This is a genomic window from Enterobacter sp. ECC_219_Taxon_10 (assembly GCF_058354905.1).
This window is the reverse complement of sequence record NZ_CM178005.1, coordinates 2,398,234-2,420,739: the sequence shown is the minus strand read 5'-3', so window position 1 is coordinate 2,420,739 and position 22,506 is coordinate 2,398,234. Positions and strand designations below refer to the sequence as shown.

The following is a 22,506-nucleotide window of genomic DNA, read 5'->3' as shown; positions in this document are numbered from 1 at the left end:
AAGCCACCACCCGGCAAAAGCAACAGCCTAGTGGTGCAGCATCTCCTCCACCACCTGCTCTTTGTACATCTCGTTTGGATAATAGGTCGGCCAGTTATCCATCTCTTTCAGCAGCGCCTCGTGGGAGGTGTTGCCCATGAAAATATGGAAGTGCGAAGAGGCCTTCGGTCCGATGGTGTGGTCGCTGAACTGCACGAATTTAGGCGCCTTGCTGTCGGCATCTTTACACTCAAACAGATAGCGAACGCCTTTCTTACCTGACGCATAGGTCAGAATTTTGTAGCCGCTGTAAGCATACTGACAGCGGCTGACCGCTTTGCCTTTATGAAATTCCATCACGTTATTTTCGATGCCGATGGCATCCACGTCCGTCGCATATCCCTTACGGTAGTACGCTTTCACCTCGTCAAAGGTTTTGCTTTTTTCCTTCTGCGCTTTCTGCCTGAAGACCGGATCCAGCGAGCCGTCCAGCAGGAACGGATAAACCGACTGCCAGGTCCCGTCCCAGTCTGACAGTGCTCTGTCCTTCACGTCCTTATCCTCAAACACGCCGTTTGCCGCCTTCTGTTCCGCTTCGGTCATCTGATGACCGTGCGAGTGAGCAAACAGCTGGCCGCTGACCAGCAGCGCCCCCAGAGTCATGGCAAATTTTCCAATATGTGCAGCCAAAGTAACGCCCTCGTTCCGTTTTATAAGAACGAGAATGTTATATTATAACATTTCAGATCGCAACCAGCCCGCGAACGCCCTCCTGCTCCATATTTTCACCCCGCCCGCGCTGAATAATGGTGCCACGGGACATCAGCAGATAGCTGTCGGCCAGCTCTGCGGCAAAGTCGTAAAACTGCTCAACGAGCAGGATCGCCATGTCGCCTCTGTTTGCCAGGGTGCGGATCACATGGCCAATCTCTTTGATGACGGATGGCTGTATGCCTTCGGTGGGTTCATCCAGGATCAGCAGCTGCGGACGGCTCGCCAGCGCGCGTCCAATCGCCAGCTGCTGCTGTTGCCCACCCGAGAGATCGCCCCCGCGACGATGCTTCATCTCTTTAAGTACCGGGAACAGCTGCCAGATTTCGTCAGGCACCTGCTTCGCCTCGCGGGCGGGAAATCGCGACAGCCCCAGCAGAAGGTTCTCTTCCACAGTTAAGCGCGGAAAAATCTCGCGCCCCTGCGGGACATACGCCACGCCAGACTGCACCCGCTGGTGCGGCCTGCTGTGGGTGATCGTTTTACCCTGCCAGATGACCTCCCCGGTTTTCGCCGGGATCAGCCCCATAAGACACTTCAGCAGCGTGGTTTTCCCGACGCCGTTGCGCCCCAGCAGGCAGGTGACTTCGCCGGTGACGGCTTCAAAGCTCACGCCGCGCAGGATATGGCTGCCGCCGTAATACTGATTCAGTTCGTTAACCTGTAACATCATCGCTCCTTAGCGCCCCAGATAGACCTCAATCACCTGCTCGTTGGCCTGCACCTCGCGAAGCGAGCCCTCCGCCAGCACCCGCCCCTGATGCAGCACCGTGACGTGGTCGGCAATCGTTTCAACAAAGCCCATATCGTGCTCCACCACCATCAGGGAGTGCTTGCCCGCCAGGGTTTTGAACAGCTCGGCGGTGTATTCCGTTTCTGCGTCAGTCATCCCGGCGGCGGGTTCATCCAGCAGCAGCAGGTGCGGGTCCTGCACCAGCAGCATGCCGATCTCCAGGAACTGTTTCTGCCCGTGCGAAAGCAGCCCGGCGCGGCGATCGCGCTCGCTGCTAAGGCGCAGCAACACCAGCATTTCGTCGATCCGGTCGCGCTGCTCGCCGTTGAGTTTTGCCCGCAGGCTCGCCCAGACGGATTTGTCGGTTTTCATGGCGATCTCGAGGTTTTCCCACACCGTCAGCGCTTCAAAGACCGTGGGCTTCTGGAATTTTCGACCAATCCCCTGACGGGCAATGGCCGCAGGCTCAAGCGTGGTCAGGTCGATGGACTGATCGTAAATCGCCCTGCCGCTCTTTGGCCGCGTTTTGCCGGTAATGACGTCCATCAGCGTGGTTTTACCGGCCCCGTTGGGGCCAATCACGCAGCGCAGCTCGCCCACGCCGATATTCAGCGAGAGATCGGTCAGGGCCTGAAAGCCGTCAAAACTGACGTTAATGGCCTCAAGCTGAAGCACCGGGTCAGTCTGCTCCCGGTAGCGATCGCCGGGCAACTGGCGGGTAAATAATCCTTCCGTTGGCTGCATTATTTCTCTCCCTTACGCAACAGACCGTAGACGCCGCGCGGCAGGAACAGCGTGACGGCAATAAAAATCAGTCCCAGAAAAAGCTGCCAGTACTCTGGCATGGCGACGGTGAAAAAGCTCTTCGCTCCGTTGACCAGCGCCGCGCCAATCACCGGCCCCACCAGCGTGCCGCGCCCGCCCAGCGCCACCCAGATGGCGGCTTCTATCGAGTTGGTCGGCGACATCTCTCCGGGGTTGATAATGCCCACCTGCGGGACGTACAGCGCCCCCGCCAGGCCGCACAGCACGGCAGAGAGCGTCCATACCAGCAGCTTGAACCCGCGCGGGTCGTAGCCGCAAAACGTCAGGCGGTTTTCGGCGTCGCGAACGGCGGTCAGGATGCGGCCAAACTTGCTCTTCGCCAGCGCAAATCCGGTACCCAACGCCAGGAGCAGCAGCAGCACGGTTGCCAGGAACAGCGCGATGCGGGTGGCCGTTTCCGTCACCGAAAACCCGAGCAGCGTAGTGAAGCCGGTAAAGCCGTTATTGCCGCCAAATCCGGTTTCGTTGCGAAAGAACAGCAGCATGCCCGCGTAGGTCAGCGCCTGGGTCATAATCGAGAAGTAGACACCTTTGATCTTTGAGCGGAAGGCAAACCAGCCAAACACCAGCGCCAGCAGGCCCGGCACCATCACAATCAGCACCAGCGCCCAGGCAAAGTGCTGGGTGCCCCACCAGAACCACGGCAGCTCGCTCCAGGAGAGAAACGACATAAACGCGGGCAGGCCGTCGCCTGACGCCTGACGCATCAGGTACATCCCCATCGCATAGCCGCCCAGGGCGAAGAAGATGCCGTGCCCAAGAGAGAGCATGCCGGCATAGCCCCACACCAGATCCAGCGCCACCGCAACGATGGCATAGCAGAGGATCTTGCCGATGAGCGTCAGCATCCAGGTCGACAGCGCCAGCGGATGCGTCGCAGGCAGCAAGGCGAAAAACGGTAATATCAGCAGACATGCCACCAGGAGGCTGCCTGCAATCTGCGTGACGCGCGGCGCTTTACGCGCCAGCGTTAAGGTTAGCGGCTGGCTCATCAGTCAATCACCCTCCCTTTCAGCGCAAACAGCCCCTGAGGACGCTTCTGAATAAACAGCACGATCGCTACCAGAATCACAATCTTGCCCAGTACGGCCCCCATCTGGGGCTCAAGAATTTTATTGAAAATGCCCAGCCCAAATGCGGCGGCTACGCTGCCTGCCAGCTGGCCCACGCCACCGAGAACGACCACGAGGAACGAGTCGATGATGTAACCCTGACCGAGCTCCGGCCCGACGTTCCCAAGCTGGGATAACGCCACGCCGCCTAGCCCGGCGATCCCTGAGCCCAGCCCAAACGCCAGCATATCGACGCGCCCGGTCGGTACCCCGCAGCAGGCGGCCATGCTGCGGTTCTGCGTTACCGCCCGCACGTTGAGCCCCAGACGGGTTTTATTCAGAATGAGCCAGGTAAAGAACAGCACCATCAGCACAAAGCCCAGCACCACGATGCGGTTCCACGGCAGCGTCAGGTTGGCAAAAACCTGCACCCCGCCGGACAGCCATGCCGGGTTGGCGACCTCCAGGTTCTGGGCGCCAAACATCATGCGCACCAGCTGGATAATCATCAGGCTGATCCCCCACGTTGCCAGCAGCGTTTCCAGCGGGCGACCATACAGGTGACGGATCACGGTGCGCTCCAGCACCATCCCGATGCCCGCCGTCAGGCAGAACGCCACCGGCAGCGCGATAACGGGATAGAGCGCCAGCCACTGGGGCGCAAGCCCGGCCATCGCCTGCTGCACCATCCACGTGGCGTACGCGCCCAGCATCAGCATCTCGCCGTGCGCCATATTAATGACGCCCAGCAGGCCGTAGGTAATGGCAAGCCCCAGCGCGGCCAGCAGCAGCACCGATCCCAGGGACAGCCCCATAAACGCCTGGCCCAGCAGGTCGCCCCACATCAGTCGATGCTGGATCTGGCTAAGACTCTCCTGCGCGGCCGCGCGCACGCTGGCGTCCGGCTCGGTCTGCACCTGAGTGAACGGGGTGAGTCTGGACTGAACGTCTGGATCGTCTGACTGGCCTAATAATTCGACAGCCTTGTGGCGCACCTCTGCCTGCGGGCTGGCCAGTTGGAGATTCGCCACCGCCAGTAAAAGCGCCTGGCGTGCGACAGCGTCCGTTTCATCGTTTACCCGCTTTTCGAGAAAAGCGAGCATCCCCGACTGGGCATCCCGCTGAAGCTGACGCGCCGCCGCTCGTCTTTCTGTGACACTGTCACTCACCAGCTGATGTGTAGCGATGGCCGTAGCGGCCAGCACGCGCAGCCGGTTGGTCAGACGAACGGCTTTGGTTTGCCCTTCGGCCACACGGGCTTCACCGAGCGAAACCATTTGACCATTGCGCTGCGCAAAGGCGTGCTTTTGGCTGTCGGTATACAGGTTTTCCTTTTGCAGAGACTGAAGCAGCGGCAGCCGTGCGGCATCCGGCGCGGCGGCCCACTGCGTGAGTAAATCCGCCTGCTGGCTGCGGCTGGCGGCAACAAAACGATCGGCATCCGATGCCTGCGCCATCCCTGGCAGCAGTCCGGAAAGCCATACAAGAGCGATGAACATGCGCATGGCGTTCATGACGTTTCTCCCTGCGGTGATGGCTTAGTTGCTGGCAGTTTTCATCGGCTGGTCGGGCTTTTTGTCATTCCCGTCGATGAACGGGCTCCACGGCTGGGCACGTACCGGCTGCTCCGTCTGCCAGACCACGTTGAACTGGCCGTTGCCTTCGATTTCACCGATCATGACCGGCTTATGCAGATGATGGTTGGTGGCATCCATGGTGAGCGTAAAGCCTGAAGGCGCCTTAAACGACTGACCGGCCATCGCCGCACGCACCTTATCCACGTCGGTGGTGCCTGCTTTTTCCACCGCCTGCGCCCACATATGAATCCCCACGTAAGTAGCTTCCATCGGGTCGTTGGTCACCACGGTATCGGCGTTCGGCAGCTTGTGCGCCTTCGCATAGGCTTTGTAATCCGCGACGAAGGCCTGGTTGGTCGGGTTATCCACGGATTCAAAGTAGTTCCACGCCGCGAGGTTGCCGACCAGCGGTTTGGTGTCGATCCCGCGCAGCTCTTCTTCACCTACGGAGAACGCCACCACCGGGACGTCGGTCGCCTTCAGTCCCTGGTTAGCCAGCTCTTTGTAGAACGGAACGTTGGAATCGCCGTTGATGGTCGAGACCACGGCGGTTTTGCCGCCTGCGGAGAATTTCTTGATGTTGGCGACGATGGTCTGGTAGTCGCTATGACCAAACGGGGTGTAAACCTCTTCGATGTCCTTATCCGCCACCCCTTTCGAATGCAGGAACGCGCGCAGGATCTTGTTGGTGGTGCGCGGGTAAACGTAGTCGGTGCCCAGCAGGAAGAAGCGTTTCGCCCCGCCGCCGTCCTCACTCATCAGGTATTCCACCGCCGGAATGGCCTGCTGGTTCGGCGCCGCGCCGGTATAGAAGACGTTTGGCGACATCTCTTCGCCCTCATACTGCACCGGATAGAACAGCAGGCCGTTCAGCTCTTCGAAGACCGGCAGCACCGATTTACGCGAAACCGACGTCCAGCAGCCGAACACCACCGCCACTTTATCCTGACTCAACAGCTGACGCGCCTTCTCGGCAAACAGCGGCCAGTTTGAGGCCGGATCCACCACCACCGGCTCCAGTTTCTTACCCAGCACGCCGCCTTTGGCGTTGATCTCATCGATGGTCATCAGCGCGACGTCTTTCAGCGGGGTTTCGGAGATGGCCATCGTGCCGGACAGAGAATGCATGATCCCCACTTTGATGGTATCGGCGGCCTGCACGCCAAAACTCATTCCCATCGCCGCGACGGACGCGGATAACGCAAAGGCTTTTAATAAGGTACGACGCTGCATATTTTCACTCCTGAAAAAGAACGCTGTGCGAAAACGTCCGTTACGGCATGGACGCGGAAATAAAGGTGTCAGCGAAGCAGGAGCAAAAAGGATGCCAGAATGAAAAATGCGCTATTGCAGGAAACAGAGTGCAGGATGTAAAGAGAACGACTCAGAATGGCACAGCACTGCACTTTTATAATGCAGCGCTGTGCCGGAAGGTTTACCAGACTTCGCTGGCAATCTGCGTGACCAGACGGACTTTATCCCACTGCTGGGTTTCGCTCAGGCTGTTGCCCTCTTCTGTCGAGGCAAAACCGCACTGCGGGCTGAGGCAAATCTGATCTTTCGCCACGTACTTCGCTGCCTCTTCCAGACGCGCCTTGACGCCTTCCGGGTTCTCCAGCTCACCGTTTTTGGTGGTGATCAGCCCCAGCACCACCTGCTGCTTGCCCGGACGAACGAAGCGCAGCGGCGCGAAATCCCCGCTGCGGTCGTTATCGTATTCGAGGAAAAAGGCGTCAACGTTAACCGTTCCGAACAGCACTTCCGCCACCGGCTCGTAGCCGCCTTCGGAAATCCAGGTGGAACGGAAGTTGCCGCGGCAGACGTGCAGCCCGATGGTCAGATCCTCCGGCTTGCCTTCCAGCGCCTTGTTCAGCACGCGGGCATAGATTTGCGCCAGCTCATCGGCATCATCGCCGCGCTCGCGGATCTGACGGCGCTGATCGTCCGAACAGAGATAAGCCCAGACGGTGTCGTCCAGCTGCAGGTAACGGCAGCCCGCGTCGTAGAATGCGCGGATGGCGTCGCGCCAGGTGGTCGCCAGGTCCTCGAAATAGTCGTTCAGATCCGGGTAAACCGTCGCGTCGATGTCTTTGCGCCCGCCGCGGAAATGGAGCACGCTTGGGCTGGGAATGGTCATCTTCGGCTGGGCATTGCCGCTGATGCTTTTCAGATAGCGGAAATCTTCCAGCATCGGGTGGTCGCCAAAGCCCAGCTTGCCGGTCACGCGAACGCCGTGGGCCTTGGTTTGTACTCCGTTGAACTGAATGCCCTGCTGCGAATCGTAACGCTCAACGCCCTGCAGACCGTCAAAGAAGTCGAAGTGCCACCAGGCACGGCGAAATTCACCGTCGGTCACTACATGCAGGCCGCACGCACACTGCTGCTCGACGACGTGGCGAATGGCCTCGTCCTCCACCGCACGAAGCTGTCCGGCATCAATTTCGCCGCTGGCGAACTTCAGGCGCGCCTGTTTAACGGCATCCGGACGTAAAAAGCTGCCGACTACGTCGGCGCGGTAAGGGGCGTGCTGTCGTTGCATGGAAATCTCCTCAGTCTGCCGGCGATAATTGCCGGCAGTGATAATTCATCATTTGGATATTTAGACTTCTGGATGTCTAAATATCCAAAAAAGATGTCATACCTCACCGCTTCCGGCAAACGAGAAAATTTCACGGGTGTTGAAAAAAATTCATATTCACAGCGCGGCGACGGACGCCAGGCTGGCAAACGCGTAGCGCTCATCTTCCCAGCCGGTAATGCCGCCAAGCATGATTTTGACCGGCAGCCCGAGACGCGCCAGCTTCAGCGCGGCTCGGTCAGCCCCGTTACAGTGGGGCCCCGCGCAGTAGACGACAAACAGCGTCCCTTCCGGCCATTGGGACATCCGCTCAGCGGTAATCTGGCTCCAGGGCATATGCAGTGCCCCCGGCACATGGCGACGGGCAAACTGTTCCGGGCTCCCCACCACGTGCAGCAGCACAAAGTCCTGCTCATTATTGGCGATGGCATGATGCACGTCGGCGCAGTCGGTTTCGACGCTCAGGCGACGCAGAAAATGGGTAACGGCTTCCTGCGGCTCGGCAGCCGGAAATTCAGTAACATAGCTCATGATCCTTCCTCATCTTTGGCGTTTGTGTTAACACTACTCTATCCACAAATTCAGCTCATGAATGCGCTTGCTTATGCCAGAAAACAGCAAAAAGATGACAAACTTAAGACAAATTTCCCGCCCGCAGGTGGTGGTGCTGGCTTATGACGGACTGTGTACCTTCGAGTTTGGCGTCGCGGTGGAGATTTTTGGCCTGCCGCGTCCGGAACTGGGCGACGACTGGTATCGTTTTGCGGTGGCGAGCGTGGATAGCGGAGAACTGCGGGCGACCGGCGGGATCCGCATGGTTACTGATGGCGATTTGAGCCTGCTTGCGTCGGCAGATCTGATCGTGGTTCCCGGCTGGCGCGGGCTGGATGCACCGGTTCCGGACGCACTCAGCGAGGCATTGCGCCAGGCCAGCGCGCGCGGGTGCCAGCTGCTGTCCATCTGTTCGGGCGTGTTCGTGCTGGCCGCTACGGGGCTACTGAACGGCCGCAAGGCCACAACGCACTGGCGCTATATTGACGGGCTTAAGGCCCGCTACCCTGAAATCGAAGTGGTTGAGGACGTGCTCTACCAGGACGAGGGAGACATCCTGACCTCTGCGGGCAGCGCGGCAGGGATCGATCTCTGTCTGCACGTCGTCCGGCGGGATTACGGTATGGAAACCGCCAACAGCGTGGCGCGGCGGCTGGTGATCCCCCCTCACCGTGACGGTTCGCAGCCGCAGCAGCTGAGCCGCCCGGTGGCACAGCTGCGTGAGAGCCAGCGCCTGGGCCAGCTGTTTGACTATCTCCACCAGCATCTTATCGAGCCGCACAGCCTCGACTCGCTGGCGCGTCGGGTCGGTATGAGCCAGCGCACCTTCCTGCGCCGCTTCGAGGCGGCGACGGGGATGACGCCCGCACGCTGGCTGATCAATGAACGCCTGCTGAGAGCGAAAGATTATCTGGAAAGCAGTCGGTTGAGCATCGACAGCATTGCTGAACAGACCGGGTTCGGTCAGGCATCGACGCTGCGCCATCATTTTCGCCAGCAGTATGCGCTTTCGCCTGCCCAGTATCGTAAACAGTTTTCGCCCCCTGATGCTGGCCGCTAAACGGTCAGTCTTTTCGATTACGTTTGAATACGGAGCTCCTGATGGTCACCACACACGTTTTTATCGCTGTCAGTCTTGATGGCTACATCGCCAGAGAAAATGACGATATCGACTGGCTGCTGCAGCGCGATGACCCGACAGAAGATCATGGCTATGACGCATTCATCGCCGATAAAGAGTGGATCGTGATGGGCCGGGGTAGCTACGAAAAGGTGCTGACCTTTGACGCATGGCCTTATGACCGGCCCGTGCTGGTGCTCTCCCGACAGCTGGCCGGGACGCCCGTGCCCGAGGCGCTGAAGGGCAAAGTGCAGTTCTCACGCAACACGCCAAAAGAGGTTCTCGGCGATCTGGCGGCACAAAACGTAAATCGCGTCTATATCGATGGCGGGCAGGTGATACAGTCCTTCCTGCGCGAAGGGCTGGTCGCCGATATTGTTATCACTACCGTACCCGTGCTGCTCGGCTCAGGAAAACCGCTTTTTGGCACGCTGTCCCGGGATATTGATTTAACCCTGGTATCAAGCCGCAGCTTCCCTTCGGGACTGGTACAGTCACACTATCAGGTGAGATCATAGGGGCATGGCACAAGCGAGTTGGCAAAAAAAACCGCCATTTTCTGGCGGTAAATGCTTGCATGGATAGATTTGTATTTTGGTCTCTACGTCCCCGACACTCCATGGTCGGGCAGCGGATCTCGAACAAACTAACACCGGCTTCCTCAACGAAAGCTCAACAGCCTTATTAAGGATTAACTCGACCTGGTGTTGATTTGCAAATAGCGCATCAGACCCTGCTCAGCGCTCTGTTTTGCATCATCGTTAAGGGCTTCGAGATAAAACGATCGCGAGACACCATAGGGTGCTTTTTCAGAGGGATACACCGCGAACTGGAATGTTTTTCCCCCAGCCTGATGCGTGCAGTCTAATTCCCAGCGTTGTTCATTTACTTTTTTGCTATTACAGGCTACGCGTCCGTAGTCGCTGGTTAAATAGGAACCAACGCGGGTTTCTGCGGACTGAATATATTCTGGTTCGCCATTCTCGATATAGCGCAACCCTGCGGTAGCCCCTACGGCCGCCACAAGGAGCGCAAGCGCGATTATTTTTTTCATTAATTAAGACCCATTCCTTAGCCAGAGAACCTCTATTATATAGGATTATCCTTAAAGTAAACGTCTCTTTCAGTACCAGAACAGGTAGTTTACAACGCCACAATCATATTTAGGAAATTTCCTAAGACGAATTCCGATCCAACAGTATTTGACATTTTCTTTGCCGTACTTTGAATAAAAGAATAATAACACGAAGAAACGATCGGCATGCTTATTCCGCAATGTTATTCAGCGGTGAACACCATGCTAAAAAAAGGGTTATCTGTCGTCCTGCTTATTTGTGCTCTGTTTTCAGGCCAGCTTATGGCCGGGCACAAAGGCCATGAATACGTATGGGTAAAAAATGTTGAACATCAGCTGCGGCATGAGGCCGACAGCGACGAGTTACGCAGTGCGGCAGAAGAGTCGGCGGAGGGTTTGCGCGAACACCACCAGTGGCAGAAATCGCGCAAACCGGACACGCACGTAAGGTAGTTAACTGCCTTTACGCTTCGGCAGGGTTTTCATCAGATCGTCAGGGCTGACGGACGCGACGATGCTGCCCGGCGGCGGCATTTTGAAGATGTGGTTTTTCATCTTACCAATAACGTGCATTTCGCACGGACGGCAGTCAAACTTCAGGGTCAGAACTTCGTCGCCGTTAACCAGCTGCATGGGGGTCGCCTTCCAGCTCTTGATATTCCCTTTCGCCTGCTTAGGACACAAGTTAAAAGCAAAGCGGAGGCAGTGCTTGGTGATCATCACCGGCACATCGCCCTTCTCTTCGTGCGCTTCATAGGCCGCGTCGATCAACTGCACGCCGTGACGATGATAGAATTCACGCGCTTTGTGGTTGTAAACGTTCGCGAGGAAGGATAGATGGGTGTCCGGATACACGGGCGCAGGAACAGATTCGGCCTTACGGCTGCCGCGCGGATACTGGGCCAGACGCGCTGCATCCAGCATCTCTGCCGTTTCACGGCGGAACTGGTTAAGCAGGCTGTTCGGTACGAACAGCGCGTCCGGCAGATTAACCTCTATCGCGCGCGCGTAGTAAATTGTCTGGCCCAGCTTCGCCACGCCATCCTTCAGGCTGTTAAGCGCTTTTTCCGCGTTGTTTGCCACCTCGAACAGGCCGTCGAGCGTATGCGTCACGCTGATGCCGTCTTCACAGGTCATGGTCAGAATCAGCTGCTCTTCCCAGCCGCCCAGCTCAATATCCACCGCGATGCGACGCTCGCTGGAGGTTTTAAGCAGCGCCTGCTGCCAGTTATGATCCAGGTTACGGTTAAGCGCCGCGTTCGGCCTTGCCTTGTAGAGATCGGCGGGCATTTCATTCGGCCATACGCGGTAGCGGTTCTCCCCGGTTTTTTCGACCGTGTTGGCGCGGAAGCCCACGACCTCACGCTTAATCATCACGTTAAGGCCATCGCCGTTCGCCAGCGGTTCCGTCACTTCGACATCAAGGTGATCTTTCGCCACTTTCAGCACTTCACCAACCGGTAAGCCGATAAACTTCGGTGAGTCAAACGCGCCGATATCCCCTTTACGGGCATTCACGAAATAGTCCGTGCTGCCGCGGTGGAAGGTTTTGTCCGTCGACGGAACAAAGAAATGCTCGGTACGCCCGGCTGACGCGCGCGCCAGGTCGCCGCGATCTTCAATTATGGCGTCGAGCATCTGGCGATAGTGCGCGGTGATGTTCTTTACGTAGCTCATATCTTTGTAGCGCCCTTCAATCTTGAAGGAACGCACGCCCGCGTCGATCAGCGCGCCCAGGTTAGCCGTCTGATCGTTATCCTTCATGGAGAGCAGGTGTTTTTCGAACGCCACGACGCGGCCCTGATCGTCTTTCAGGGTATACGGCAGACGGCAGGCCTGAGAGCAGTCGCCGCGGTTGGCGCTGCGGCCGGTCTGGGCGTGGGAAATGTTGCACTGGCCGGAATAGGCCACGCACAGCGCCCCGTGGATAAAGAATTCAATCGTCGCGTCCGTCGCCTGGTGAATATCGCGGATCTGATTAAGGTTCAGCTCGCGCGCCAGAACAATCTGCGAAAAGCCGACGTCGGAGAGAAACTTCGCCTTTTCTACCGTACGGATATCGCACTGGGTACTGGCGTGCAGCTCAATGGGCGGAATATCCAGCTCCAGAACGCCCATGTCCTGAACGATCAGGGCATCAACGCCGGTCTGGTAGAGATCGGTAATCAGACGCTGCGCGGGCTCCAGCTCATCATCATGAAGAATGGTGTTCAGGGTCACGAACACTTTCGCCCCGAAACGGTGGGCGAACGGCACCAGCTCGGCGATATCGCTCAGGCTGTTGCTGGCGTTATGGCGGGCACCGAAGCCAGGGCCGCCGATGTAGACGGCGTCAGCGCCGTGAAGGATTGCTTCACGGGCAATGGCGGCGTCGCGGGCCGGGCTTAAAAGTTCAAGATGATGGGATTGCAGGCGCATACTTCGTCGTTATCCGTTATGGTCAAAATGGCGGCTATTGTAGTCAGAAGTATGCGACAGCGAAACAGTTTTGCGTAGCCTCAGCGGGGATAATGGATCAGAGAGTGAAAATGCACCGGCCGGTCGGTGCTGTTGCGGTAGGCGTGTGCTTTATCGCCGGCAAAACGAACGCCAGAATCGGCATAAACCGTCTGCCACTCGCCGCCGATGTTCATCTCCAGCTCGCCGTCGATCACCACCACGTGTTCGATCACCCCCGCCTCGTGCGGCGTGGACTCGCTCAGGGCGCCCGGTGCCAGCGTGATGGAGAAATGATCGAACCTGAGCGTCTCATCCCAGGGAAAGAGCGGTTTAATCATCATCGCCTGCTGCTGCGAATCAAACACCGCCGGCCTGTCCGCCTCGGGCGTGATGAACGCGGAAAACGGGACGTTCAGCCCGGTGGCAATTTTCCACAGCGTCGACACCGTCGGGCTGGACTCATTGCGCTCGATTTGCCCGAGCATCGCTTTCGACACGCCGGTTTCGTCCGCCAGCTTCGACAAACTCCAGCCGCGGGCCTGGCGCAGCGTTTTCAGCGTTGCTGCAAGATGTTGTGTAATGTCCATGCTCCCTCCTGATGGCGATGAGCATACCACTTGTACGCTATAACGCACAGTGTTACCTTATCGCGGACGTTATAACGCACAACGGAGTTCCCATGCGCCCTTCCTCTCATCTCGTACCAGCCGCACTGGCTGGATTTGTCGCGGTCCTGGTCGGTTACGCCAGTTCTGCAGCCATTATCTGGCAGGCCGCGGCAGCGGCGGGCGCCAGCGCGCAGCAGATCGCGGGCTGGACGACCGCGCTGGGGACAGGAATGGGCGTCAGCACCCTGGCGCTTTCCTGGTGGTATAAAGCCCCGGTGCTGACCGCCTGGTCTACGCCCGGCGCGGCGCTGCTCGCCACAAGCCTGCACGGCGTAACGCTGGCTGAGACGATCGGCGTGTTCATCTTCGCCAACGCGCTCATTTTACTCTGCGGCGTTACCGGGCTTTTTGCCCGTCTGATGAAGCTAATCCCCCATTCGCTTGCGGCCGCCATGCTGGCGGGCGTACTCCTGCAGTTTGGGCTGCATGCGTTTGCCCATCTGGACGGGCACTTTCTGCTGTGCGGAAGCATGATTGCGGCGTGGCTGGTAGCGAAAGCGCTGGCACCGCGGTATGCCATCGTCGTTACGCTGCTGGTGGGCGGGATCGTGGCGTGGGCCGGAGGTGACGTTGTCACCGATAAAATCACCCTCTCCCCCGTGATGCCTGAGTTTATTGCCCCCGCCTTTACCTTCACCAGTCTGGTAAGTATCGGTTTGCCTTTCTTTCTGGTGACCATGGCCTCGCAAAATGCGCCCGGTTTCGCGACGATGAAAGCGTCCGGCTATCCGCTGGCGGTCTCACCGATCATTATTTTTACGGGCGGGCTCGCGCTGCTGCTGTCCCCCTTCGGCGTCTTTTCCATCTGCATAGCCGCCATTACCGCCGCTATCTGTCAAAGCCCGGATGCCCACCCGGATGCCGCTAAACGCTGGCTGGCGGCCATCGCGGCTGGCGGGTTTTATCTGCTGGCGGGGGTGTTCGGCGGATCTATCACCGCGATAATGGCAGCACTGCCGCTCAGCTGGATCCAGACCCTTGCCGGTCTGGCGCTGCTGGGTACCATTAGCGGAAGTTTATATCAGGCGCTGAATCATGAAGCGGAGCGCGACGCGGCCATCGTCACGTTTTTGATGACCGCGAGCGGCGTTACGATCCTCGGCATCGGTTCGGCATTCTGGGGGCTGGTGCTGGGTGGGGTGTGCTACGCCCTGTTCTCACGCGCTCGCCGCGCGTAGCTGAGACGGCGTGATGCCCATGACGCTACGGAAACGGTTACTGAAGTGGCTGGCGGAGTTAAACCCGCAGGCCAGCGCGATATCGGTGAGCGGCGTCGAGGTATGCTGTACCAGGTTTTTCGCTTTTTCCATGCGCCTTTGCATGACGTACTGATGCGGCGCCAGCCCCGTCGACTGGCGGAACATGCGGGCAAAATGGTATTCGCTGAGGGCAGCCTGCGCCGCGAGCTCAGCCAGCGTCAGGGGCTGCCCGAGGTTTTCTTCAATGAAAGCCAGCACGTTGCGCAGAACAAACGGCGATAACCCGCCGGTAACGACCGGCAGCTTCCACTGAACGTTAGCGTAGTTTTGCAGCAGGTGGGTCAATAGCAGCGTGGAGGCCGTACTCAGGGTGAGCTGATTGGCCTGCTGCTGCCAGTCGCAGCCGAGAAGAAACTGGCGGTACAGCGCGGTGATCTTCGGGTCGCTGCCAAAAATGCGCTCGTCCAGCGTCAGCGACAGCGGCCGCTTGTCCCAGATTTTTTCGCCCACATCGCGCAGGTGTTCGTCGGTGCAGTAGAGATGGACAAAAGACAGGTCGTCGCGGATATCCCACGTCGATTCACTCTCTTTCGGCATTAAACAGAAACGATCCGGTCCCCCGCCGTTCTTCCAGCCGCCCGGCGTCTTTTGATAGCTCTCGTAACCGTCGGCGACGTACAGACTGAGGGTGTGATGGTTGCTCTTAACCGTTATCGTATCGCGCTTGTTGTACCACGCCGCCAGCTGAATGCCGGAATTCAGAGAAACGGTTTCCCGCAGGACCGCATTCTGCTGGCGTAGCGTTTCAAAGGTATCGTAAGCGTGAGACATAACCGTTAGCGCGTTATTGAGTGAACTGTCAGTCTAAGAACTGTTGTCCCCCGTTGCCAGCCCCCGGAAAAGAAAAAAGCGCAAGATTTTGCAAGTCTACCGCAAGCCGGTGAAAGTCCCCTGTCGCTCTCCGCGCCATACTGCGGGCTTCCGTGGTTTGAGAAGAGAAAAAATATGAACGCATTATTATACGGACTGGTGGTGATCATCTGGGGAACCACCTGGATTGCCATTTTCCTGCAGCAGGGTCCCGTGGCAGCCCCGGTGTCAATTTTCTGGCGCTTCGCGGTGGCCAGCGCCACGATGATGGTGGTGTTACTTGCCCTGCGCCGCCTGCGCAAGCTGGCCCTGCGGGATCACCTGTTCTGCATGCTTCAGGGATGCTGCGTCTTCTGCTTTAACTTCTGGTGCTTCTATACCGCGGCCGCGCACATCAACACCGGGCTGGAATCGGTGATCTTCTCCATGGCGGTGCTCTACAACGCCATTAACTGTTTTATTTTCTTCGGACAGCGCCCGCCCGCGCGTTTCTGGACGGCGGCGGCGCTGGGTCTTGTGGGGATCGTGACCCTTTTCTGGGATGACCTGCTGGCCAGCGGCTGGAGCGTATCGCTTCTGACGGGCATTGGTCTTTCCGCCCTCGGCACGTATGGGTTCTCGCTGGGCAATATGATCAGCATGCGCCATCAGCGCAGAGGTCTGGAAACCATGACCACCAACACCTGGGCGATGCTTTACGGCACGCTGGTGATGGGCGGCATTGCGCTTTGCAGAGGCGACAGTTTTACCCCGGAATGGACGGTCACCTACATGGGCGCGCTGCTCTATCTGGCCCTGTTCGGCTCGGTGATAGCCTTTGGCGCCTACTTCACGCTGGTGGGACGTATCGGCCCCGGGAAAGCGGCTTACAGTACGCTGCTCTTCCCGCTGGTGGCGCTCTCCATCTCAACGGTGTATGAAGGCTACGTCTGGCACATTAACGGTATCGTCGGGTTACTGCTGATTCTGGGCGGGAATATGGTGATGTTCACAAAACCAGAGACCTGGTTCAGGCGCTTGCGGACAGCATAAAAAAACGGCCTGCAAACTGCAGGCCGCTTACTGTTATTTCGCTGTTTTATGCACGTCGAACATGGTGGCATCCGTCGCCATGTCATCAACAACCTGCTTCAGCGTGGCAAAGGTCATTGGCGTACTTTCGTTGGTCAGCTCTTTACCTTCGCCTTTACGAACCACCTTCATCACCGGTTTGTTGGTGGCCGCATCGATCAGCTCACCTTCAAAGAAGAGATGCGTATCCATGGTGCGATGGCCGGTTGCCATCTGCGTCCCCGCAACCACCAGCGCGACCGGCACCACTTCATAGAACTGCAGACCCTCTTTCTGCGAACTCACCCCGGTGATTGCACCGCGGAAAATCAGGCTGTGTTTACCCGGCGTGCTCACAATCGGCTTACGGGTACCAATCGCCGTTTTCATTTTGTTATTGGTGTAATTCAACAGCTCATCAAGCGTTCTTTTACCAATCTGCGTGGTTGGCTTAGGCGCAGGATAATAGGTAATCGGCGTCCAGATAATACTGTCGTAATTGGCTTCGTTGTAGGAAGGATCGACCCAACGCAGCGTGGGTTTACCCGTCGCAGAGGTCGTCTGCTGCAGGCCGGAGTAATCTTTTAAAAAGCCTGAATATTGTTCTGGCGCGGCGACTTTTGAAGAACAGCCCGCCAGTGCCAACAGACCCGTAAGCACTGCAACTTTAAAAAAAGTTTGAGGACGCATGATAGTTTTCCATGTTATCTGCAAGTATGCATTTGAAGTTATAGCAAAAGTCTGGTGGGATTGTTGTGACAAAAAATGATGCGGACAGCACAAATTGCGAAAAGAGTGCCCGGCAGCGTACCGGGCAGTGAAAAATTACTGATTAATATCCACCTGCCAGAATAAATGCTTGCCAAACGGATCGATTTCGTAGCCTGTCACCTCTTTGCGCACCGGTTCGAAGATCGTTGAATGCGCAATCATGACCGCCGGCATCTGGTCATGCATGATTTGCTGCGCCTCTTTGTACAGCGCCACGCGTTTATCGCGATCGGTTATCGATTTTGCCTCGGCGATGATCTTATCAAACGGCTTGTAGCACCACTTCGCCGAATTCGAACCGCCGTTTGCCGAGGTGCAGGTAAAGAGCGGACCAAAGAAGTTATCCGGGTCGCCCGTTGCGGTCGTCCAGCCCATCAGCGCGGCCTGATGTTCACCGCCCTTCACGCGCTTGAGATATTCGCCCCATTCGTAGGTGACAATTTTGGTCTGCACCCCCACCTTCGCCCAGTCGGCCTGAATCATCTCCGCCATCCGTCTGGCGTTCGGGTTATAGGGCCGCTGGACGGGCATCGCCCACAGGTCGATACTCATGCCGCTGGCCAGGCCGGCCTCTTTCAGCAACGCTTTCGCTTTTTCAGGATCGTAATCGTAATCCTTCAGTTCGCTGTCAGCGCTCCAGACGCCCGGCGGCAGCAGGTTTTTCGCGGCGGTTCCGGTGCCGTGGAACACCGCGTCGATAATGGCCGGTTTATTGATCGCCATCGCCAGCGCCTGGCGAACCTTCACGTTATCCAGCGGCGGCTTTTGGGTGTTAAACGCCAGAAAACCGGTGTTCAGCCCGGCCTTGCTCATCAGGTTGATATCTTTGTTCGCCTTCATGCGCGGCAGGTCCGCCGGGTTCGGGAACGGCATCACCTGACATTCGTTTTTCTCAATTTTGGCAAAACGCACGGAGGGATCCGGGGTGATGGTGAAGACCAGCCTGTCCAGCTTCGATTTTCCCTGCCAGTAGTCGGCAAATGCCGTGAACAGAATGCGGGAATCCTTCTGATACTGCGCCAGCTTAAACGGCCCGGTGCCGATCGGCTGCATATCCACCTTCTCCGGCGTGCCCGCTTTCAGCATCGCATCGGCATATTCCGCGGAGAGGATCGAGGCAAAATACCATGCCAGGTCGGCGACAAACGGCGCTTCCGGGTGTGCCAGGGTAAAGCGCACGGTATGGTCATCAACTTTGTCAATGGCGGTAATCAGACTACCAAACTCCAGGCTTTCGAAGTTGGAATAGCTGCCGTTAGAGACATTGTGATACGGATGATTCACGTCCTTCTGGCGCATAAACGAGAAGATCACGTCATCGGCGTTAAAGTCACGGGTCGGCGTGAAGAATTTATTGCTCTGGAACTTCACGCCCTGACGCAGATGGAAGGTGTAAACCTTTCCGTCGTCGCTCACCTCCCAGCGCTCAGCCAGGCTCGGCACCAGCTCCGTGGTGCCGGGTTTGAAATCGACCAGCCGGTTATAGACCGGCACGGCGCTGGCGTCCACGCTGGTGCCCGAGGTGTATAACTGAGGATTAAAGTTTTCCGGTGACCCTTCGGAGCAATACACCAGCGTTTTCGCGGCTACGGTAGAACTGACCGTGAGCGCAGCGAGTGCCAGCGTTAACATTGTGCGTTTGCTTGTCATCATTTATTCCTGTCTTTTTAATTCGACGGCTAATTAATTCTTTTGCCATTTCATAAATAACATTAAAGTGAAGTGGCAAACACCTGAAAAATAAATAAGGAAGAAAACACTATGGGCTCGCCGCTTTCCAGACAATTAACGCACCGTTTTTTCCGCTATCTTGCGATTACCAGCCAGAGCGATCCGAAAGTAAAAACTCTGCCCTCAACCCCGGGCCAGCACGACATGGCGCGAGAACTGGCGCAGGAGCTGGCGCAGCTGGGTTTAGACGACATCGTGATTGACGAGTTCGCTACCGTGACGGCGGTAAAAAAAGGCAACGTGCCCGGCGCGCCGCGCATTGGCTTTATTACCCATATTGATACCGTGGACGTGGGATTATCACCGAATATTCATCCGCAAATATTAACCTTTACCGGTGAAGATCTCTGTCTGAATAAAGAAAAAGAGATCTGGCTGCGGGTGAACGAGCACCCGGAAATTCTGGCTTACCCGAATGAGGAGATTATTTTCAGCGACGGTACCAGCGTATTGGGCGCAGATAATAAAGCGGCGGTAACCGTGGTGATGACCGTACTGGAAAACCTCACCGCTGAGCATCAGCATGGCGACATTGTGGTCGCGTTTGTGCCTGATGAAGAGATTGGCCTGAACGGTGCAAAGGCGCTGGATCTTAAGCGCTTCGACGTCGACTTTGCCTGGACCATCGACTGCTGCGAGCTGGGGGAAATTGTCTACGAGAACTTTAATGCGGCAGCCGCTGAGATCCGCTTCACCGGCGTGACGGCGCATCCGATGTCCGCCAAAGGGGTACTGGTGAACCCATTATTGATGGCGACCGATTTCATCAGCCATTTCGACCGCCAGCAAACGCCAGAGTGCACCGAGGGTCGCGAGGGCTACATCTGGTTTAACGGCATTCAGGCCGGACAGAACGACGCCGTGCTAAAGGCCAACATTCGTGATTTTGATAAAGCCGGCTTTGCCGCCCGCAAGCAGCAGATTGCGGACGTCGCCGCGCTGATTGCCGCCCAGCACCCGACGGCGAAGGTCGACTTTAGCATTGAAGATACCTACAGCAACATCAGCAATGCGATTGGCGAAGACCGGCGCGCCATCGACCTGATGTTTGAGGCGATGGAATCGCTCGGCATCACCCCAAAACCGATCCCTATGCGCGGCGGCACCGACGGCGCGGCACTCTCGGCAAAAGGGTTACTCACCCCGAACTTCTTCACCGGCGCGCATAACTTCCACTCGAAGTTTGAATTTCTGCCACTGTCGTCGTTCGAGGCGTCTTATAACACTGCCCTGCAGATCTGCCTGCTGGCCGCCCGTTAGGCGGGCTTGCGCGCCAGCATGGTGGCAAAGCGCAGCTTGATGCGGTTGCCGTTTTCATCGGTGCGGTGCAGCTCGCCAACCTCTTCGTTGTATTTGAGCAACTTCCAGCCTTCATAGTAGTTGCTCAGCTCACCGCTTTTGAACGCAAACGGGAAGCCGACGGTGCACGGATAATCTGCCGTGTCCATCGCGGCAACGATCAGGTTGTAGCCGCCAGGTTTGGTGCAACGCTGCATGTTGGCGATAAGGCCCGGGATGGTTTTCGCCTCCAGGAACATCAGCACCACGGTGGAAAGAATAAAGTCGTACTCGCCGTCAAAGCTCAGGCTGTTAAGATCTTTGACGGCGGTATGAAGATTCTCAATCCCTTCTGCCGCCTTGATGCGCTCGATGTTATCAACGCTCATCGGGTTTTTATCCCAGGCGGTCACCTCGTGGCCGTTGGCCGCCAGGTAAAGGCTGTTGCGGCCATTACCGCAGCCCAGATCCAGCGTCTTACCGGGCTTTACAATCCCCGCGCTGTACAGCACTTCTGAATGCGTGCGGGTGAGTCCATATTTCTCTGTGAAGTAATTCTCATCGACGGTCATTGTTTTTCCTGCGTTCTCATAAATTGAAAGTGCATTTTACATGCCATTTTAAGGCGTTTACCGTCTGGTTGCCAGCCGTTCGAAAATCGAAAAATTTGCTACGTTTAGTGAAGATGCTTATCAGAGACTTGAAGATGAACAAATACCGCCTTAGCGACGAGACCCGCCTCTGGCAATGGAAAAACGGCGAAACACCCCACTCAACGACGCTGCGGCAGGTTATCGCCACGGTAGATTTTAGCGACGTGACGGCCGGCACGAAAGGCGGTTGGGTTGACGATGAGCGTGCCCTGTCCCAGGAGGGAGACTGCTGGATCTACGATGAAAACAGCGTGGTGTTTGCCGGTGCAACCGTGTCCGGCAACGCGCGCCTGACCCTGCCGTGTACCGTCAGCCACGACGCGCATATCGGCGGTAACTGCTGGCTGGACGCAGCAGAGGTCAGCCACGGGGCGCGAATAAGTGACAACGTCACCGTTCAGCACTCCTGCGTGCGTGGCGAATGCCATCTCTTCGGCGACGCGCGCGTCCTGCACAACAGCGTCATCATAGGTGCCAAAGGCCTCACGCCGGACCACGACCAGATCCTGCAAATATACGACAGGGCGACGGTAAGCCGGTCGCGCATTGTGCATCAGGCACAAATTTACGGCGAGGCGATGGTGAATAACGCGTTTGTTGAGCACCGCGCCGAAGTGTTCGACTGCGCGATCCTCGAAGGTAACGAACTCAACAACGTCTGGGTGTGCGACTGCGCCAAAGTGTACGGCAACGCCCGGGTAATTGCCGGCTTTGATGACGATGCCATCCCGACGGTGCGCTACAGCTCGCAGATTGCGGAGAACGCCGTGGTGGAAGGAAACTGTGTCATCAAGCACCACGTCCTGATCGGCGGCCAGGCCTGGCTGCGCGGCGGGCCAATCATGCTGGATGATAAAGTGGTGATTCAGGGACGCGCGCGGATCAGCGGCGACGTGCTGATTGAGCATCGGGTTGAAATTACCGACGATGCGGTGATTGAAGCCTTTGCTGGTGAGAGCATTCATCTGCGCGGTGAAAAGGTGATCAACGGCGACCAGCGCATCACCCGTACGCCGCTGCTGGGGGCGCTATAGGGTATAAATTTTGCCGTAGATGTTCACATCGTCATAGGCGCCATTCAGGTATTCCGCTTCCCGCAGGCACCCTTCCAGCGTAAAACCGTTGCGCAGGGCCACGCTGTTGCTCTGCTGATTCGCCACCCGACACTTGATCACAAAACGGCGGATCTCACCGCGCTCAGCGTAGTAGCGCATAAACGCCTGCAGCGACTGCGAGAGGATCCCCTGCCCCTGATGTGCTTCATCCAGCCAGTAGCCGATGTACCCGGCTTTGTTGGCTGGCTCAATCGCATTGAACGACAGTACGCCGACCAGCGCATCCTCCCTGAAGATCAAAAACATTTTGGCGTAGCCGCGCTGGTGCAGCATCTGGTTACTCTGCACGTTGCGTCGGGTATCGTCCTCGCTGCCCACGTGCTGCGCCCAGTCAAAAGCGGTTTGCAGAAAGGCTCTGTTTTTGACGACGAGGTTATGCAGTTCGGCGGTATAGCGCTCTTCGACGGCGCGAAGCTCGAGAGCGTCAGATACGGGAATAGTTTCGGATTGTGTTGCGGTCATTGCCCCTC

Annotated in this window: 23 protein-coding genes; 7 read left to right on the top strand and 16 right to left on the bottom strand. The window is 57.4% G+C overall.

Annotated elements, in window-relative coordinates; translation table 11 throughout:
• Positions 1-27: 27 nt before the first annotated feature.
• The 8 genes from zinT to AC4ICF_RS11520 form a co-directional block, all read right to left on the bottom strand.
• On the bottom strand, positions 28-669 hold the full coding sequence (gene zinT / locus AC4ICF_RS11555) for a metal-binding protein ZinT (RefSeq protein WP_233003500.1): 642 nt from the start codon (positions 667-669) through the stop codon (positions 28-30).
• Between the two features lie 52 nt (positions 670-721).
• On the bottom strand, positions 722-1,420 hold the full coding sequence (urtE, locus tag AC4ICF_RS11550) for an urea ABC transporter ATP-binding subunit UrtE (protein WP_163329615.1): 699 nt from the start codon (positions 1,418-1,420) through the stop codon (positions 722-724).
• Positions 1,421-1,429: 9 nt separating this feature from the next.
• The gene (gene urtD, locus AC4ICF_RS11545; protein WP_316379126.1) at positions 1,430-2,227 is read right to left on the bottom strand and encodes an urea ABC transporter ATP-binding protein UrtD; all 798 of its coding nucleotides are present in this window, start codon (positions 2,225-2,227) and stop codon (positions 1,430-1,432) included.
• Positions 2,227-3,300 carry an urea ABC transporter permease subunit UrtC gene (gene urtC, locus AC4ICF_RS11540; RefSeq protein WP_116339947.1) on the bottom strand — a complete coding sequence of 358 codons (1,074 nt, stop codon included), beginning with the start codon at positions 3,298-3,300 and terminating at the stop codon, positions 2,227-2,229. The genes urtD and urtC overlap by 1 nt, the downstream gene beginning before the upstream one ends.
• The gene (urtB, locus tag AC4ICF_RS11535; RefSeq protein ID WP_439209799.1) at positions 3,300-4,874 is read right to left on the bottom strand and encodes an urea ABC transporter permease subunit UrtB; all 1,575 of its coding nucleotides are present in this window, start codon (positions 4,872-4,874) and stop codon (positions 3,300-3,302) included. The genes urtC and urtB overlap by 1 nt, the downstream gene beginning before the upstream one ends.
• Positions 4,875-4,898: 24 nt before the next feature.
• Complete coding sequence (gene urtA, locus AC4ICF_RS11530; RefSeq protein ID WP_116339951.1) at positions 4,899-6,170, bottom strand: urea ABC transporter substrate-binding protein; 1,272 nt, start codon at positions 6,168-6,170, stop codon at positions 4,899-4,901.
• Positions 6,171-6,372: 202 nt separating this feature from the next.
• Positions 6,373-7,476 carry a cobalamin-independent methionine synthase II family protein gene (locus AC4ICF_RS11525; protein WP_192982362.1) on the bottom strand — a complete coding sequence of 368 codons (1,104 nt, stop codon included), beginning with the start codon at positions 7,474-7,476 and terminating at the stop codon, positions 6,373-6,375.
• Positions 7,477-7,632: 156 nt separating this feature from the next.
• The gene (locus tag AC4ICF_RS11520) at positions 7,633-8,046 is read right to left on the bottom strand and encodes a rhodanese-like domain-containing protein (RefSeq protein WP_116339954.1); all 414 of its coding nucleotides are present in this window, start codon (positions 8,044-8,046) and stop codon (positions 7,633-7,635) included.
• 73 nt (positions 8,047-8,119) lie between these two features.
• Here AC4ICF_RS11520 and ftrA point away from each other — a divergent pair, with 73 nt between their 5' ends.
• Together ftrA and AC4ICF_RS11510 are read left to right on the top strand one after the other, a co-directional pair.
• The gene (gene ftrA / locus AC4ICF_RS11515) at positions 8,120-9,127 is read left to right on the top strand and encodes a transcriptional regulator FtrA (protein ID WP_316379123.1); all 1,008 of its coding nucleotides are present in this window, start codon (positions 8,120-8,122) and stop codon (positions 9,125-9,127) included.
• A gap of 41 nt (positions 9,128-9,168) precedes the next feature.
• On the top strand, positions 9,169-9,705 hold the full coding sequence (locus AC4ICF_RS11510) for a dihydrofolate reductase family protein (protein ID WP_316379122.1): 537 nt from the start codon (positions 9,169-9,171) through the stop codon (positions 9,703-9,705).
• 173 nt (positions 9,706-9,878) lie between these two features.
• Here the strand turns inward: AC4ICF_RS11510 and AC4ICF_RS11505 are convergent, their stop codons facing one another.
• On the bottom strand, positions 9,879-10,241 hold the full coding sequence (locus tag AC4ICF_RS11505) for a hypothetical protein (RefSeq protein ID WP_166711126.1): 363 nt from the start codon (positions 10,239-10,241) through the stop codon (positions 9,879-9,881).
• A gap of 243 nt (positions 10,242-10,484) precedes the next feature.
• Here AC4ICF_RS11505 and AC4ICF_RS11500 point away from each other — a divergent pair, with 243 nt between their 5' ends.
• On the top strand, positions 10,485-10,715 hold the full coding sequence (locus tag AC4ICF_RS11500) for a DUF2554 family protein (RefSeq protein ID WP_116341124.1): 231 nt from the start codon (positions 10,485-10,487) through the stop codon (positions 10,713-10,715).
• On the opposite strand, the gene AC4ICF_RS11495 is transcribed toward AC4ICF_RS11500, so the two are convergent.
• Both AC4ICF_RS11495 and AC4ICF_RS11490 read right to left on the bottom strand, forming a co-directional pair.
• Positions 10,716-12,680 (bottom strand): peptidase U32 family protein, encoded by a 1,965-nt coding sequence (locus AC4ICF_RS11495; protein WP_116339960.1) that lies wholly within the window; start codon positions 12,678-12,680, stop codon positions 10,716-10,718. It lies immediately after the preceding gene.
• Positions 12,681-12,760: 80 nt separating this feature from the next.
• The gene (locus tag AC4ICF_RS11490) at positions 12,761-13,288 is read right to left on the bottom strand and encodes a helix-turn-helix domain-containing protein (RefSeq protein WP_316379121.1); all 528 of its coding nucleotides are present in this window, start codon (positions 13,286-13,288) and stop codon (positions 12,761-12,763) included.
• Positions 13,289-13,380: 92 nt separating this feature from the next.
• Between AC4ICF_RS11490 and AC4ICF_RS11485 the strand changes: the two genes are divergently transcribed.
• Positions 13,381-14,547, top strand: a complete 1,167-nt coding sequence (locus AC4ICF_RS11485; RefSeq protein ID WP_316379120.1) for a benzoate/H(+) symporter BenE family transporter — start codon at positions 13,381-13,383, stop codon at positions 14,545-14,547.
• Here the strand turns inward: AC4ICF_RS11485 and AC4ICF_RS11480 are convergent.
• Positions 14,527-15,399: a helix-turn-helix transcriptional regulator gene (locus AC4ICF_RS11480; protein WP_116339966.1), complete on the bottom strand. Its 873-nt coding sequence runs from the start codon at positions 15,397-15,399 to the stop codon at positions 14,527-14,529. The two genes, AC4ICF_RS11485 and AC4ICF_RS11480, sit on opposite strands and share 21 nt — an antisense overlap.
• A gap of 174 nt (positions 15,400-15,573) precedes the next feature.
• Here AC4ICF_RS11480 and AC4ICF_RS11475 point away from each other — a divergent pair, with 174 nt between their 5' ends.
• Complete coding sequence (locus AC4ICF_RS11475) at positions 15,574-16,470, top strand: DMT family transporter (protein WP_316379118.1); 897 nt, start codon at positions 15,574-15,576, stop codon at positions 16,468-16,470.
• 33 nt (positions 16,471-16,503) lie between these two features.
• On the opposite strand, the gene AC4ICF_RS11470 is transcribed toward AC4ICF_RS11475, so the two are convergent.
• Positions 16,504-17,178: a DUF3313 domain-containing protein gene (locus tag AC4ICF_RS11470; RefSeq protein WP_302218459.1), complete on the bottom strand. Its 675-nt coding sequence runs from the start codon at positions 17,176-17,178 to the stop codon at positions 16,504-16,506.
• A gap of 135 nt (positions 17,179-17,313) precedes the next feature.
• A complete protein-coding gene (locus tag AC4ICF_RS11465) occupies positions 17,314-18,909 on the bottom strand; it encodes an ABC transporter substrate-binding protein (protein ID WP_233003558.1) in 1,596 nt (531 codons plus the stop codon).
• A 111-nt stretch (positions 18,910-19,020) separates the two neighbouring features.
• Here AC4ICF_RS11465 and pepT point away from each other — a divergent pair, with 111 nt between their 5' ends.
• The gene (pepT, locus tag AC4ICF_RS11460; protein WP_316379117.1) at positions 19,021-20,250 is read left to right on the top strand and encodes a peptidase T; all 1,230 of its coding nucleotides are present in this window, start codon (positions 19,021-19,023) and stop codon (positions 20,248-20,250) included.
• On the opposite strand, the gene tehB is transcribed toward pepT, so the two are convergent.
• Positions 20,247-20,840, bottom strand: coding sequence for a tellurite resistance methyltransferase TehB (gene tehB / locus AC4ICF_RS11455; RefSeq protein WP_316379116.1), 594 nt, complete (start codon positions 20,838-20,840; stop codon positions 20,247-20,249). The two genes, pepT and tehB, sit on opposite strands and share 4 nt — an antisense overlap.
• 134 nt (positions 20,841-20,974) lie before the next feature.
• On the opposite strand from tehB, the gene ydcK reads away from it, so the two are divergent.
• The gene (gene ydcK, locus AC4ICF_RS11450; RefSeq protein ID WP_116339979.1) at positions 20,975-21,955 is read left to right on the top strand and encodes a YdcK family protein; all 981 of its coding nucleotides are present in this window, start codon (positions 20,975-20,977) and stop codon (positions 21,953-21,955) included.
• On the opposite strand, the gene rimL is transcribed toward ydcK, so the two are convergent.
• Positions 21,950-22,498, bottom strand: coding sequence for a 50S ribosomal protein L7/L12-serine acetyltransferase (gene rimL / locus AC4ICF_RS11445; protein ID WP_316379115.1), 549 nt, complete (start codon positions 22,496-22,498; stop codon positions 21,950-21,952). The two genes, ydcK and rimL, sit on opposite strands and share 6 nt — an antisense overlap.
• Positions 22,499-22,506: the final 8 nt, after the last annotated feature.

What these genes read in the sequence shown, in the direction of transcription:
- urtE (WP_163329615.1), bottom strand. Translation starts at nt 1,420, where the DNA reads ATGTTACAGGTTAACGAACTGAATCAGTATTACGGCGGCAGCCATATC.
- urtD (WP_316379126.1), bottom strand. Translation starts at nt 2,227, where the DNA reads ATGCAGCCAACGGAAGGATTATTTACCCGCCAGTTGCCCGGCGATCGC.
- urtC (WP_116339947.1), bottom strand. Translation starts at nt 3,300, where the DNA reads ATGAGCCAGCCGCTAACCTTAACGCTGGCGCGTAAAGCGCCGCGCGTC.
- urtB (WP_439209799.1), bottom strand. Translation starts at nt 4,874, where the DNA reads ATGAACGCCATGCGCATGTTCATCGCTCTTGTATGGCTTTCCGGACTG.
- urtA (WP_116339951.1), bottom strand. Translation starts at nt 6,170, where the DNA reads ATGCAGCGTCGTACCTTATTAAAAGCCTTTGCGTTATCCGCGTCCGTC.
- AC4ICF_RS11525 (WP_192982362.1), bottom strand. Translation starts at nt 7,476, where the DNA reads ATGCAACGACAGCACGCCCCTTACCGCGCCGACGTAGTCGGCAGCTTT.
- AC4ICF_RS11520 (WP_116339954.1), bottom strand. Translation starts at nt 8,046, where the DNA reads ATGAGCTATGTTACTGAATTTCCGGCTGCCGAGCCGCAGGAAGCCGTT.
- ftrA (WP_316379123.1), top strand. Translation starts at nt 8,120, where the DNA reads ATGCCAGAAAACAGCAAAAAGATGACAAACTTAAGACAAATTTCCCGC.
- AC4ICF_RS11510 (WP_316379122.1), top strand. Translation starts at nt 9,169, where the DNA reads ATGGTCACCACACACGTTTTTATCGCTGTCAGTCTTGATGGCTACATC.
- AC4ICF_RS11505 (WP_166711126.1), bottom strand. Translation starts at nt 10,241, where the DNA reads ATGAAAAAAATAATCGCGCTTGCGCTCCTTGTGGCGGCCGTAGGGGCT.
- AC4ICF_RS11500 (WP_116341124.1), top strand. Translation starts at nt 10,485, where the DNA reads ATGCTAAAAAAAGGGTTATCTGTCGTCCTGCTTATTTGTGCTCTGTTT.
- AC4ICF_RS11495 (WP_116339960.1), bottom strand. Translation starts at nt 12,680, where the DNA reads ATGCGCCTGCAATCCCATCATCTTGAACTTTTAAGCCCGGCCCGCGAC.
- AC4ICF_RS11490 (WP_316379121.1), bottom strand. Translation starts at nt 13,288, where the DNA reads ATGGACATTACACAACATCTTGCAGCAACGCTGAAAACGCTGCGCCAG.
- AC4ICF_RS11485 (WP_316379120.1), top strand. Translation starts at nt 13,381, where the DNA reads ATGCGCCCTTCCTCTCATCTCGTACCAGCCGCACTGGCTGGATTTGTC.
- AC4ICF_RS11480 (WP_116339966.1), bottom strand. Translation starts at nt 15,399, where the DNA reads ATGTCTCACGCTTACGATACCTTTGAAACGCTACGCCAGCAGAATGCG.
- AC4ICF_RS11475 (WP_316379118.1), top strand. Translation starts at nt 15,574, where the DNA reads ATGAACGCATTATTATACGGACTGGTGGTGATCATCTGGGGAACCACC.
- AC4ICF_RS11470 (WP_302218459.1), bottom strand. Translation starts at nt 17,178, where the DNA reads ATGCGTCCTCAAACTTTTTTTAAAGTTGCAGTGCTTACGGGTCTGTTG.
- AC4ICF_RS11465 (WP_233003558.1), bottom strand. Translation starts at nt 18,909, where the DNA reads ATGACAAGCAAACGCACAATGTTAACGCTGGCACTCGCTGCGCTCACG.
- pepT (WP_316379117.1), top strand. Translation starts at nt 19,021, where the DNA reads ATGGGCTCGCCGCTTTCCAGACAATTAACGCACCGTTTTTTCCGCTAT.
- tehB (WP_316379116.1), bottom strand. Translation starts at nt 20,840, where the DNA reads ATGACCGTCGATGAGAATTACTTCACAGAGAAATATGGACTCACCCGC.
- ydcK (WP_116339979.1), top strand. Translation starts at nt 20,975, where the DNA reads ATGAACAAATACCGCCTTAGCGACGAGACCCGCCTCTGGCAATGGAAA.
- rimL (WP_316379115.1), bottom strand. Translation starts at nt 22,498, where the DNA reads ATGACCGCAACACAATCCGAAACTATTCCCGTATCTGACGCTCTCGAG.